This window comes from Blautia luti (assembly GCF_033096465.1).
Classification (GTDB): Bacteria; Bacillota; Clostridia; order Lachnospirales; family Lachnospiraceae; genus Blautia_A; species Blautia_A luti.
Window position 1 is genome coordinate 1,980,588 of record NZ_AP028156.1, and the last position, 14,435, is coordinate 1,995,022.

Consider the following 14,435-nt stretch of genomic DNA (forward strand, 5'->3'; position numbering starts at 1 on the left):
AAATAACCCATCACCTTCTTATCTGCTTTTGTACTGTTCTCAAGCCTTATTCCACACCAAGTGCTTTAAATACTGCTTCTTCTGCGGAAGAATAGAAAATTAGGCTAAATGCCCCCACCAGATCAGATGGTACAGTTCCAAGATCTCCTGCGGAAGTAATTGGCAATAATACTTTCTTTGCTCCACTGTTCAGACATACTTGCAGGGTACTTGCCAGCTCATCAACCTTAATCAAGGTGCCACCAATACTAATTTCACCTAGAATTGCAAGGCTGTTCAATGGTGTCTTTCCAAGTGCTGCGGAACAAATCGCAATCAATGTCGGCAATGCCAGATTTCCTGTCATTCCAATGCCCTGCATATCCTGATAGTTGATAATATAGTCCTTTGTTGTGGTACTGATCTGACCGGAAATACGGTTTCCATTGGCTTTCAGATAATTAAATGCTGTATTGGTTGCCTCTTTCGGCTCTTTTCCTGATCCAATACCAGTACAGGTCAGCTTTCCATTACCAGGCATCATCTGTGTTTCCAGCATATAGCATCCGATCATACCTGTCTTTGATTTGGAAACGGTATAGACAGATCCTGGCTTTCCCATGCCTTCTGGAATCAGCTTGCCGCCACCCTGCTCTGGAACGGAAACATAATGCTCCTCAAAACTGTCATTATCTGTATAAGAGAAGTTTACATCATAGAACTCCATGCCGCCAATCTTCTTCAGCTGTTCTTTTACTCTGCGACGAAGTTCCAGTGAAATCTCCACAATCTCACGTAATTCTTCTTTTGTTACCTCTCCATCTGGATACAACAGTTTCGTAAATCCAGAAATCATCTTACGAACCGCAATGGTATCACGCTGATTCAGGTTGTTTCCAAGACGGAAATACTTGTCCATCAGGTCACTGTAGCTGTCCTTACGAAGTTCACGCATAAATTCAGACAGATAATCTGTGATAAATCCATAATCGTTGGTAAAGGAAGCCGGTCTATATTTCGGAATCTCCCAGCCAGGAATATAACAATGCATACGATCCAGGAATGCTGTATCTGTTCCCATTTCTGGTGGGAATGGATCAAATAAGCTAGAAGTCTTTAAAAGAGTATCTACGCTCTGATTGATATTTCCTACAAATACCATAGAAGCCTTTGCCTGAATCTCTGCTTTTCCTCGTGAAAATGCTCCGGATGCCATGTATCCTTTCATGATCTGGATACCGTCTTTATCTTTGAATTTAATACCGGCAACCTCATCAAAAGCCACACAGTCCCACATACCTACAAGACCTACGGTATGGTTGGACATATTGTAGAAGAGGTTGGCAACGGTTGTCTGTCCTCCGGCAACCAGAATACTGTTTGGAGAAATCTGCTCATATATGTAAGATTTACCAGTAGAACGTGGTCCCAATTCACAAAGATTGAAGTTATTCTCTACAAGTGGGATCATACGTGCAATCAACAACCATTTTGCTCTCTCACTAAAGCTTTCAGGCTCCAATCCCGTAGAGCGAAGCAGGATATCCATCCATTCCTCTTTTGTAAATGCTTTTCTTCCATTTCTCACTTCATCCATATCCACATGTGGCATCTGGATTGGTGTCAGCTTACGAATACGGATTGGCTGTGTATTCTTCTTATCTTCCTCAATAAATTCATACTCCATCTGCAGAATACACCAGATACCACCACAGAGCAGCCTGTCATAATCTTTCACATAATCCGGATGAATCGGAATTCCTTTTACACCTAGATTAGAGAAGGTAGCTTCATAGCGGTCTTCCTTTGTATTCAGCACAACTGTAATACGGTCAATTACTGTATAGCTGCCTCTTTCACGCAAAAGAGAGAGAATCTTCTGTGCCTCATCCGGACGCACATAGTTATCTCTCAAAATACGCTTTACGTTCTCTACTCCCTCTTCAATGATCTCTTCATCATCGGAATTACAGTACTGTCCAAGGAGATATTCCAGTACATAGACCGGAACATTAGCCCCTTCACGGATGGATTTTGTTAAATCCTTCCGTACTATACGACCGTCATAGTATTGACGAAGTTTCTGTTTTATTTCTTCTCGCTTGTCTTCTGTTGTATTTTCTTGTACACTGCTAAACTCTTCCATCTTCTTATCCTCTTTAATTGTCACTTTCCCTTGCACTGCTGTTCAAATACCCATCTTCTTTTAATCTTTCGACTATAGATATCAACTTTAAAATATAATTTTTCCTCCAGACATCATATTCTAAAATATGTTCTAATTTATACTTGTCATAACAAAAATCAAGATAATTTAGCAACAATCTCCGCACATAATTTCTTAATATTTTTAATTCTTGCTGAGTAATATTTTCATTCTTTCCCTCGTGAGTTTCGTCAGATCTGTCTTTATATATTCTAATTGCATCATCATACACATTTTGCGCATCATCATCTGTTGCAATAGATGCAGCTAAACGATTTGCAAATTTTTGTTTTTTTGCTTTTTGTCTATCATCTGAATTATAACCTATTAGAATCATTTCCGATAATGTAACCAAATTTTTATATGCATCATCAATTTTCGATGTACTATATCCCCTTTCAAATCTGCCAAAAATGACTTTCATTTTTTCATAAAAATCTTCCGGAAAATCCACAAGTTTTCTGAAAAGTTCAGCATTATCATTATTCCAATTATAAAAATCGTCATACACACTAATCGGTTCATCTATACTCAGCTTCTTGCGCAAATTAACATTCATTATTCCTTGTTTGCTATGGAAAAAGAAAAATTTTTCTGCTACTTCGATATTACCATCTTGAACAACATGTAAAGCTTGGATAACACGAATCATTTCTAAATTTATTTTATGCACTATATTTTCAAACACTTCTTCTATTTTTGATGTAAGTAATCCAACAGATATTGACTCCGTTATTCTTTTTTCTATAAATATAAATTCCGGATCTCCATCACTCGATAAATCACTTGAAATATATTTTTCATCTACTTGACCTCTGGCATTTAATATTTCATCCTTTATAAGTGTATCTGAAAGTTTCATCTTCTTTAATTCAAAACTATATGGCATCTGTATTTGTAGTAAAGATTCCTGAGCTCCCAATACTATTGCATATACTTCTAAATCATATGTTCTTTCCACTATCCATCCTCCTAAAACCCAAAATCATCCACAAATGCAATATCAATCATAAATTCATACTGCTGTAGAATATTCTTCTCATCGTTCGCATCAGCCAGTACCAGATAATACTTATCACCATACTTATATTCTCTGGACTTCAGTGTAAATTTCTCATGGAATGTTCTCTTCTCTGGTGCATCTTCCCGGCTGTTTGCCACAATCGGCACATCAAAAGATATCTTTTCTCCCGCTTCTGTCGTAAAGTATGCCACCAGACTTCTTGCTTTCACGGTATCAGTCACTTTCTCTGTCTGGATAAAATCAAAGTAAGTAATCAGATTCGTTACTTTTCGGTTCACAGAGGTCAGAATCACATCTACGTAATCATATGCAACCGCTCTAGTATTTGTTGTCAACTCAATTACCGGAATCAGCATTTCCTGAAGTGAAGAACCACCATGCACATAATTCTGTCCGCCACCAGCTACTTTAAAAATATCTGCTCCAATCGGTGTTGTCACATACAAGTTGTTCATGTATGTCATTAATCTAGACTTCATTCCCGGTTCGTTTACTTTCTGTGTTGTAAGCAGGAACCGTTTATTGGAATATGTACAGATTTCCCGGTCATAGGATACCTTATCAAATTCATGCAGCTTGTCTCTCTTATACAGGAAGCCATGGTCTGTTGTAATAAAGAATTTCGGCGCTGATATATAGCTGGTCAGTTTCTTGATTAGCTTATGAATCTCTTCAATTGCTTCTGAACACGCTGTAAATACTTCATTTTCACTGGCAGTCTTATCACCACGGGCATCCACCTGATTGTGATAAATATATACGATATTTTTCTTCTGCAACAATTCTCGGATTTTCTCTTTATTAGCACTTGCTACTTCGTCAAAAGCTAATGCCACATTATTTTCATTCTGTGCTTTTAAGATTTTATCTCTGGATGCAAGATCACTGCAACTCTGTCTGTTTACTGTGACATTCAACTTATCATCTACCTGTAATTCCTTATGTGGTAAAAGACTTGCCATTCCCACTGATGTTACAGATGGTAGTCCGCTAATCATACATTCCAGTTTCGGTGTGCACTTCTCATCCAGTTCCAGTCGTTCCATCAATTCCTTTGCACACTCATATCGGAATGCATCAGAAATAATAACAATGACACGATTCTTTCCTTCATAAGCCTTCAGGTAATTGCGATAAAAGTCTTCCTGACGTTTTAATCCGGTGTCAGCCATCAGATTATCTGTCAGTTCCTGATTCCACTTCGGTGTTACTTTCTGCAGATAAGTAAAGGAATACATATTCTCAATCCGTTCTCTTACCTTGGAAAATCTCTCTGCATCTTCTATACAGTCATAGGCACTGTAAAACCATCTATAATAAGAATCAATCAAATATGTCTGTTTCTGATAATCTTCCACCATAGCCTTGATATCGCTGGTCACTTCCAGAACAGATATTGCCTTCATCATCTGATAAGCATATTTGATTGCCTGATATTCGTTTTTATATACATTTCCAAAATGACAGGACTTTGCAGTTCGCTGCTCTGCGATCTGTGCAAGGTTCATGCCATCAATCTGAGCATCCAGGATCTCATCATTCAACTGATCCAGTACCCAGGCAATTAAGATATTATCCAATTCTCTGAACGCATCACAATTTGCAATGTCCAAAAGCTGTGCGGACTGATCCTTTGATTTGTTCGCATCCTTTTTCAGTTCATCCCGGATTCTGCTTACTACTCGTAATGTCTTGTCGACTTTTTCTGATAATACATCATACGCATCCTGATAAAGCACATTGTCCATCAGATTACGGACAAATACGACCACATCATTCTTCTTTTTCAATACATACGATTGCAAAACAGCTGGCAATGTATCTTTCAATGCTACTGATGCATACGTCAACAGCATACATGCAGCCAGGTCATCCATGTTCGGATTTTCAGACTGATATCCAAAATGCTTCTCACATAATTCCCAGAACTTTTCTAAAAGTCCATTATCCTCAAGTATTTTCATGTATGCTTCGCTGTCGTTTAATAATAACTGTCTTGTAATTTCTTCAAAGTTTGGAGTCTTCACATCTGTAAGCACAGCAATAAGACCAATATCAATAGTTTCCACATTGAAATGGTCTATGCCAAGCTCTTTAAATTTCTCAATACGAGTCTTGTTTTTCCAAAAGTTACTGTACTGTGCCAGATGTTCTTTAAAACGGTTATCAATTCCTATTTCCTGTGACATCTGGGATACTCGGTCCGTATAATACGGAACCGAGTAATAATACATATCTGCCAATGGATTTTCTGCATCACTTGGTTTTGGAAATGGTGCATATACAAGATACTTGTTCTCTGTATCTGATTCATTTAATAACCATTTGGAATAAAACCAGTTCGTACCATCCAGGATATGTAATTTGGCGTTATCCAGTTGCAATTCTGATACCTCGTCTTCGTATTCCCCTTTATCATCAAACCAGAATATAATACGAGTATCTTCTTTGGAAAACTCAGTATTTAACTGATCTTGTATGTTTTGTAAGTCCATTAACTTCTCCCCTCCTCATTACTTTTATTTGTAAGTAAAATGTATGTCTTATAACGTCAGTACTTAAACTATTAAATATCTTACTACTACTTTTCGTTTGTAAGCTAATAGTTACACATGAATTTATATAAATTATTGCAATTCTGTATCCAGTCTTCGCCCCATCAAAAAGAACTTTTTTAAATATTTTTATTATCTAACCAACATAATTTTATTTTGGTGGAAATGCTAAAACTTGTTTCTGCAATATTCTGTTATCGTTCAAATAATAGTGTTCAATTTTATTATCCATTAACCACTCTCTTAAAGTAAAGAAAAATTTTCCATCCGTATTGTATATCGGAACATCTATATGAGCTTGTCCAATATCTGATTTACATTTTTTTACCAAAGTATCTGTATAAATTTCAAAATGGTACTTAACCTGACAGGATTCTTTTGGATAAATCGCTATCTGAAGGTGTTTGTCACTATTCGCACCCAATGAATGCTGAAGATTGATTTCAAATTTTTGCGGTTCTTTCTCCATATTTTCTAGAAGAATTGCACCACTTTCAACATCTGCTGTACCACCTTGGCAAAAACTATAATTGAATTTATCTCCCGAAATTAAAAGTGTACCCAAATACAACTCTGAAATCAGTTCTTCTCCCTCACTATATACAGTTCCCCAAAAAACTAACCAGTTATCTTCTATGTATTTTTTTATAAAACAATCTTTATTTGGTTTCCACGATCCAAGTTTAAAAATTTCACCCGACTTAAGTTCGGATATATTATAATTTTCACAGAATTTCTCACCCAATAATTCCTTAAGGTCATTTTCCGTGCAACCTTTAGAAAAAATTTTCACATTCAAATCATAACAATCGATATTACCATTATTAATTATATAAAAATGCATCAATCCATTTGCATAATGACAAATAATGTCTACTCTTTTATAACCTCTTGAAGATATTTTATCTATAACCACCAATGCCTTATTTACACCTATATTATGTGAGGATATATTTCGATAAATACAATGTGCAACCGTTCCACAAAAAAATTCTTTATATTCTTTATTTTCTTCTAACACATAAGTTCCATCTTCTAACATTTGTTCATCATACTTAAATGAAGAAAAAACTTTACTTTTTCTAATCGGGCAAATTACTCGCACTAAATATTTTGCAAAGAACATGATTGCTCCCGCAGCGACTGCAATAAATATACCTTGCACTATTGAGTTACTTATAATAATTTTCACAATTTTACCTTTGTTCCTTTTTATTTATCTGCTAGCTTTCCTTTGAATTTATCTTTATGATATCTTCAATTTGCACTCAAGCCAGGAAATGATAATTCCGCAATACGGAGTTAAATTTCTTTCCTGCACAAGACTCGCATAAGTGCGTTCCAGTTCATGTATAAATGCATCTTGTGATTTGCCTTTGCATTTTCTCATGATTCTATTCTTCTCTGCCATCAAAACATTTTTCCGTGTCTGTGGTAACGAAAGTGCCTGGCAATTCAAATTCAATGTTTCTGTCACGTCTTTATTGATATCCGCATCATCCGAATAAATGCTTCCATCCGCTTTATACTTAATTTTTCTGACAGACATTTCATCAAACGGATTCACAGTAAGCTCTATATTGCCCCTGTGTGCATCACAGGTTTTATCTTCTGGTTTCACACCTCGCACCAAACTGTTTCCATAGCACACGCCAAGCATCCATTTAAAATCCAGCGTTGCCTTTTTATCATGTTCCTGCTCATCCTGTGGATGTCTCGGCCTGCAATGTTCAATTCTCACAACACTTGGAGCCTCAATCTTCTTCATACAATATGCACACAGGCATCTCTGTTCTTCCCACATCTGTTCCCGGATGTCTTTTAACACATCTGTAGGCATATCAGACTCATAATCCGCATCCGGATTTTCTTTACGGAATTTCAGAAGACTATTGGGTTCTTTTCCTCTTTTTATAACGATCATACACTATTCTCCCAATATTCTCTCCAAATCCAGAGATGTCCTTGCAGCTGCGATATCCGGATCTGTTGTTCCAACAATCGCCTCGATCTCCGTCAAAACCTTATCTGCTTCTTTGTAATTATTCTCATTCATATACGCATAGAATAAATCCATACGCTGCTTAATGTCAGCCGGACGTTCTGATACATTCATAACCTCACGTAATATGGAATTAGCATCTCTTCCATAAGTCTGTGCCACAGGCATATAAATTTCTCCAGAATCTAAAATACGAATCTGCTCTCTTGGAACAGAATTAATAACTGCTGGAGCATGAGAACTGACAACAAACTGAACTTCCGGGAAAATTGCATGGAGATCGCTCAGAATTGTCTGCTGCCACTGCGGATGCAAATGTAAATCTATTTCATCTATCAGTACAACGCCTGGTGTTTTTTCCAGTACTTGCTCGCCAAGTATCGGATTTAACACTGCCATGCGATAGGCAATATCACCAATCATGCTAAGTGTGTTCTTATATCCATCGCTCATTTCATCCATTGCGAATTTCTGTGCATTTCCATCTGCGGATTCAAATTCCAATACCAGTCTATGAGTATCAAGATCGAAGATAAGGCTGGCATTTCGTGCACCGCTGATTCTCTCAAAACTTCTGCAGATTGCTTTTTCTACTGTTCTCAGAAGCAGTGGTCTTTCCAATATACCTGTCTTCTGTTGTTCCTGAAGGCTTTTCATTGTCTGCATCTGGAACCAGTTCAGCATCAACTTTTCATTTGACTCTGCTGCCATACAATCCACGTAGCCAACCTGACGTTTAAACTCCGTTAAAGATTTCAGATTTCTCTTTTCTTTCTTCTGTGCATATAAACGTCCCGTTCCATAATAAGAGATCAAAGGAAGTACGAGAGATTTATCTCCTGTCATGATCTGGTTCTGTGCTTTCTTCGCGAGTCCTGTCAATTCACCCGCATCTTTGATGGTTGTCTTGCCACTTTCAGAGTTCAAAGAACGAATCCACTTCACATTTTTCTGTTCCAAACAATCACCAGTACTCTCAATAATTACCGGAAACTGGTGCTGCGGATCAATCGTTCCGTTTAAATCATGAAACTCATATCTGGCATCATCCTTTAAGATACTTCTACTGACGCCACCATCTATCCCTAATAGAAAGGTACTGACCGAGACAGCTACTGCATCCAATATCGCAGTCTTACCTGCTCCATTCTTACCAACTACCAGTGTTATATGGTCATCAAAATCAACCTCCGATTCTTGGAAGCATCTGTAATTTGAAATCTTAATTTTTTTTAACTTCATTCAACATCACCTTACTATTTCTATCATGAATTTCAACCCATTAATAATTTATATTTGTCATCTACTTTTTAACTATATACTTCTTTCTTTTTAACAAACATGCATATCGATTTTTTGGGATTTATCAGCATCTCCTCTGGAAAAACATTTCCTTTCGTCATATTGAATTCACGGATTACCGTATAAACATCACTATTCGCTCTTTTCCACTTCTCGCCAAGCCTTTGTAGTTCATCATTAATCTGTGATTCCTTCTTTATAATTTCTCTTCCATAAGATACGGTTAAATTTTTTATATCCTTCTCAACTAAAAACTGTTTTATTTCTTCCAAACCTTCTTTTGTTCCATAATAAGCATGTATTTCCAATGAACAACTATTCTTCTCAACAATATCGTCAATGTCTACTAATATTTTATTACCAGTTTTATCCGTCATATAATATTTTTGACTTCTTTCCTTTGCATTCCTAACATATTGTTGTTCGTTTTCAGAATCATGAGATATATCCATATTCAAATATGCTTTAATCATTCTTTTGGTGGAACCTCCTTTTTCAAAATTATCCGAAAGAAACACAATTTTTTTTATACATTTACCATTATGGTAATATTTATCATTTTTTAATTCTATCGAATCATCAAACAAATCATTTTTTTCACGAATACTTTTAGATTTCAAATACTTTTCATACATACTGCTAAGTACACTATCGCTACGTCTTCCATCTTTTGGCACGTATAATGTATTTTCATCTTTTCTCATAAATTTTTCATCTTTACTTATTTCACTAAATTCCAATTGTTGATGATGTTCAAAAATTTTAAGATAACTCTCTACTGTATTTTCATTTACATTTGACCATATCATATTATGTATCAACCGATAGTATACTTGAGAATCAAAATCTGAGAAAAACTTCTTCCCAACTTCATCTAAAGCCTCTTGCTGCAATTTCATTTTATTATAAATCTCTTTATATCGTATCAAAGTTACTTTAGAAGTAATTTCCCAGTCTAGTCCATTTTTTTCTAAAATTTCTACTAACTTTGAAAAATTTTTCAAAAACTTATTTTCGTAAATTACAGCTTTTTGCTTTTTAGCATCATACAAAAAATAGTATTCCAATTCTCCAACTTCTAACCCTTCTAGAAAAATATTATCAGGATCTTTGATGTTTTCCTTAGTTATAATTAATTGACGTATTCCTGTTTCCTTTTGTAAAATTTTCCCCCAATAATCAAATACTACATCCCCAACTAAGATAGTTTCTTCTTCGTCTTCTTGAACTCTTCCAATCAAAACATACGCATTTTCTGTGTTTTCAACCCCTAATATCTTATATATCCAATTACATTTGTCTCTCAAAGGGTAAAAGTCCAAAGCCTCTATATCATGATTTTCAATGCTTTTATCTGATGAGCGTTTTGAAGTATTGGTTCTACGAATACAATATGCATTTTGTTTATACCATTCTTCTACAATAAACATCACCGCATCTATTTGACTTCTACAACTCTTAACCCAGTTTTTCAAAAGTTGCTCTTGGTACCATTCATCTTCTCCAAATGAATTCAACTTTAAATTATCTACTCCAATATTTTCTCTTTCTAAAAGCAGTAATGCTAGACCAAAAGAAACTCTATTCAAAACATTATTTCGACTCTTTTTCAACGAAGAATTCCTATAAGATGATAATGCATCAATAAATTCCTCTTTAATATATGCTTTCCCATGAATCGAATTAAGTTTTCCTTTTACAAATACCTTATCTTTATAACAAAACGGATTAATTGGACAGATATCACCATTTACTTTTTTTATAAGCGAATTTTCTAATAAAATATTATATATTCCTTTATCATAAACCAATTTTAAGAATTCTTGCCGCCCTTGTTCATCTTTTAATATATCTGAATAATCAACTAAGGTATCTCCCTCATCTAATTTATATTCAATAAAATATCCCATAAGATTTTCATGATAATCTTTTTCTATTTCAATTTTTAAATCTTCTTTTTTGAATAATATTGATGATGTAAAATAGTTACTATTTTTATTTCTTATGAGAACACTATTTTTCCCCCTATCATAAAATATCATAACACCATTTTTCTGATGATTTAGTAGATCTTGTGTGTCAATTATATCTCCTGTTGATTGAAGGTAATTTATAAACTTCAAATTACACTCTTCAGTTAGTGTTCTAAAGATTTCCGGCTTATCAGAAATTGTTTTAAATAATCGCACAGCAAGCTGCAAAATATGAATCTGATACTCTCCTAATGGATTATTCACATCGACAAATTCCGGATTCGTAATAACTTTTTGTAACATATCGTGTATTGGAAACACATATTTCCCATCTTCTTGGATTTCAAAAATAAAATAGATTTTTTCCAGTTCTTCTAAAAGTACGTATATCTTATCTTGCAAATATGTATCATCTATATGTTGTAATGTTCCCAATGCACCATGTGTTTTTAATTCATGAAGAAACCATAAAATAGTTATGCTACTACAACTTTTTTCCTCTTCTGTAGCTTCTGTACTAATTTGCTCAATATTTTTTAATGTATTTAGTATAGGTTCTTTCAACTCTTCTACTGTATTTGTTGTGTCATACAACTTTTGGCAATATTGTAACAACTGAAAAAAAACATCCGCTACTAATTTTCTATTTGCTGATAAATCTTGCAGACTACAATTTTCTATTTCTGCAACAGTTCTTAATACAATTTCTTTTTCGTATTTTCCTACCTGCAACGCTTGCAGACAAATTTCAAGATTTTTCATTTGCTACCTCCGCATCAACCAAAAGAAGAGCTTTTACAATAATGCAATCATTTTTCTTTAATTCAATATCTAAAATTTTTTTTAGATATTCTTCCTTTATTCGTTCAAATATTGGGGGTGAAATTGTCCTATCCTGTACTGCATAATACAATGTATGAATGAAATTGCTAAAATTCAATGATTTAAGAGGTATCAGCTTCAGTTCATGATTATCCAAAATTATTTTTATATATTTTTCATTTTGAAATAAAAATTCATAAAATTTTCTGTAATTACTACCTCTGCCTTCACATGCACTCAAAATTTCTGTACGGCAATTTTGCAAACACCATATTTGTGCTTCTGAAATTGTATACTTACCAAAAATGTAGCCCAATGAACCTACATTAAATGGGTTTTCTGTCAAATATTCTTTTAATTTACTTTTCTTTTCTTCTTCTAGCAAATATCCGGTATAATCATTTTCGATTAAATCATAATTAAAACTATCTGTATGCAAAATTTGAACCTTTTCATTACCAGATAAATCACATATTTTTCCATAATATTTACTTTTATTTAAATTAACTGGTAGACCAACTAAAGGAAAAAAACTCATTAATTCATCGAACAGCATTCTACTATCAAAATCTGGACGGCAAAAAAATACCATATCATCCACATAACGATACACATAAATTTTTTCCTGATCAAACTTCTTTAACACGGAATTTAATAATTTGTCCAAAAACATTTCCGCTATTATCCTTGCATAAGCTGGTCCTTGAGGTACTCCAATACGATCACCATTTTGAATTTTTTTCATTAATTTATCATTATATTCGGTTAAAAAAACAAAAATATTTCTTGCCTTTTTGTCCAAAACATCTTCAAAACTTCTTAATACCGCCAAAAAATCTATATGATCATAAAAACCTTTTAAATCTATATAAAATACCTCATAATTATCCATAAATGGTACATCCATAAATACATGTATATAGTCTAAATATCTTCTCCAGGAGGAATACCAATGATAGAAAATATATTTATTCGATGTATATGATATATGATAACTAAATGATTTCCAGCTTTCATTTATCAAGTCACATAATCGAAGGGCTAAATTAGTTGTAATGATACGCTCTTTTGCCGACAATGCAACTAATTTTCTTGTTTTTTCCTCACTTTCAATTCGGCTAAAAATTTTAAAATTTTTCGGTGTAAACTGTATTCTTTTCCCTTCTTCTATATCTTTAATTAAATCTTCATAAAAACGAAAATCATAATTTTTTAAGTTACAGAGTTGATTCCATATATAAACATCTGCGACTTCATCATTTTCTTTTAAATAATTCTTCTCTTTTTTTGCAGTAATACTAATGTCATAAATCGTTTTTTTCTCATTTGTATTTTCAATTTGTTGTAATATATTCGGTTCAACTCCACATCTCCGTAATAAATAATGCAATCCCGTCTCTTCTGGATCGATATTTTCTTCCAATGTAATCCCATAAATGCGGTAAAGATACCCAAATGTTGCTGGGAAATATGACTTTCCTAATTTTTCGATATTACTGAATGTTTTTCTCTCATCATAATTGGGAAATCTTCTAAACACGTCCGTTACAAGTACTGCATCTGCATCACATAAATATAATGTTCCCAAAATAACCAGCCAATCTTGATGCAATGAATTTCCCTGTTGCATTCTTTGAAAAATTTCTCTAAAAACTTTGGTTTCCGATAAAATGTTAATAACTTGATCAGATGTCACATCTATATTTCCTTGCAACCAATATTTTCTATATTTTAACTTTGTTGTTTCAGCGTATGTTGTATCAATATTAAGTTTTCTAACAACTTCCGTTATCTCATTAGGCATATATGCTTTCATTATGCCTAATTGTGCATTCAAGAATACTTCCGATTCTGTATCTTCTTTTTTTTGAAATTCGCCCTGGAAAATATAAGACCTTTCACCTGCTACATGACATGATAATGGAAATTTCACCTGTTTTCCTACTATATTACCCCGGCTAGTATCTGTAGCCGGAAATCTATCCAGCTCCCACTCCTCATTATCTTTTATTTCTGATAAAATCTGACATTTTTTTTCTAATTCACATACAATACGATATCCTAATTTTTTTTCAAAAACCGTTTTAAATATTATCCATACATGAATTCCTCTTCGTCCTGAAAATTCTGTTAAATATTTAATTTCTAATTCATCCAACATATTTGTAAATGGGAGAATACAGTTTTTATATAACCCATAGACATTTGGATTTTTTTTATCTTTACAATCAAAATCAAAACAAATCCATTTTATCCGATTGGTTTTGTATCCCTGTTGATAGCACCCCATAGATCCATGTCTTAAAAGCATATTTTCAATCACAAATGGAGACATTGGAAAATATTTTGTAATATAACGACCATTCGGTTGCTGTATACCTGCTGCATAAGTATTTACCACCCACAACGAATATTCAATGTTTGCAATATCCTTAATAATCTGATTAATTACCATAATGCTTTCTCATCTCCTTTATTCCGTCTATGTTCATCTTAATGTCTATCAGAAAATATCATCAACAGACAATACATTAAAAATTTCAATCATCTCAAAATTTTTTCGCTTTATGCT

General features: G+C 34.0%; 8 protein-coding genes. All 8 read right to left on the reverse strand.

Annotation, left to right across the window (positions count from 1 at the left end; genetic code table 11):
- Positions 1-46: 46 nt before the first annotated feature.
- The 8 genes from brxL to R8695_RS09410 all read right to left on the reverse strand — a co-directional run bounded on the left by brxL (position 47) and on the right by R8695_RS09410 (position 14,318).
- A complete protein-coding gene (gene brxL, locus R8695_RS09375) occupies positions 47-2,125 on the reverse strand; it encodes a protease Lon-related BREX system protein BrxL (RefSeq protein WP_154780321.1) in 2,079 nt (692 codons plus the stop codon).
- 13 nt (positions 2,126-2,138) lie between these two features.
- Positions 2,139-3,146: a hypothetical protein gene (locus R8695_RS09380; protein ID WP_154780320.1), complete on the reverse strand. Its 1,008-nt coding sequence runs from the start codon at positions 3,144-3,146 to the stop codon at positions 2,139-2,141.
- An 11-nt stretch (positions 3,147-3,157) separates the two neighbouring features.
- On the reverse strand, positions 3,158-5,704 hold the full coding sequence (pglZ, locus tag R8695_RS09385; RefSeq protein ID WP_154780319.1) for a BREX-1 system phosphatase PglZ type A: 2,547 nt from the start codon (positions 5,702-5,704) through the stop codon (positions 3,158-3,160).
- 211 nt (positions 5,705-5,915) lie between these two features.
- Positions 5,916-6,956: a hypothetical protein gene (locus tag R8695_RS09390; RefSeq protein ID WP_154780318.1), complete on the reverse strand. Its 1,041-nt coding sequence runs from the start codon at positions 6,954-6,956 to the stop codon at positions 5,916-5,918.
- A gap of 54 nt (positions 6,957-7,010) precedes the next feature.
- Positions 7,011-7,688 carry an HNH endonuclease family protein gene (locus tag R8695_RS09395; RefSeq protein WP_154780317.1) on the reverse strand — a complete coding sequence of 226 codons (678 nt, stop codon included), beginning with the start codon at positions 7,686-7,688 and terminating at the stop codon, positions 7,011-7,013.
- Positions 7,689-7,691: 3 nt separating this feature from the next.
- Positions 7,692-9,008 (reverse strand): AAA family ATPase, encoded by a 1,317-nt coding sequence (locus R8695_RS09400; protein ID WP_154780316.1) that lies wholly within the window; start codon positions 9,006-9,008, stop codon positions 7,692-7,694.
- A gap of 68 nt (positions 9,009-9,076) precedes the next feature.
- Entirely contained in the window at positions 9,077-11,803 is a 2,727-nt protein-coding gene (locus R8695_RS09405) for a hypothetical protein (RefSeq protein ID WP_154780315.1), read from the reverse strand.
- Complete coding sequence (locus tag R8695_RS09410) at positions 11,790-14,318, reverse strand: TOTE conflict system archaeo-eukaryotic primase domain-containing protein (RefSeq protein WP_154780314.1); 2,529 nt, start codon at positions 14,316-14,318, stop codon at positions 11,790-11,792. The genes R8695_RS09405 and R8695_RS09410 overlap by 14 nt, the downstream gene beginning before the upstream one ends.
- Positions 14,319-14,435: the final 117 nt, after the last annotated feature.

Excerpts from the sequence above, each read along its gene's own strand:
- brxL (WP_154780321.1), bottom strand. The coding sequence starts at position 2,125 with ATGGAAGAGTTTAGCAGTGTACAAGAAAATACAACAGAAGACAAGCGA.
- pglZ (WP_154780319.1), bottom strand. The coding sequence starts at position 5,704 with ATGGACTTACAAAACATACAAGATCAGTTAAATACTGAGTTTTCCAAA.
- R8695_RS09395 (WP_154780317.1), bottom strand. The coding sequence starts at position 7,688 with ATGATCGTTATAAAAAGAGGAAAAGAACCCAATAGTCTTCTGAAATTC.
- R8695_RS09400 (WP_154780316.1), bottom strand. The coding sequence starts at position 9,008 with ATGAAGTTAAAAAAAATTAAGATTTCAAATTACAGATGCTTCCAAGAA.
- R8695_RS09405 (WP_154780315.1), bottom strand. The coding sequence starts at position 11,803 with ATGAAAAATCTTGAAATTTGTCTGCAAGCGTTGCAGGTAGGAAAATAC.
- R8695_RS09410 (WP_154780314.1), bottom strand. The coding sequence starts at position 14,318 with ATGGTAATTAATCAGATTATTAAGGATATTGCAAACATTGAATATTCG.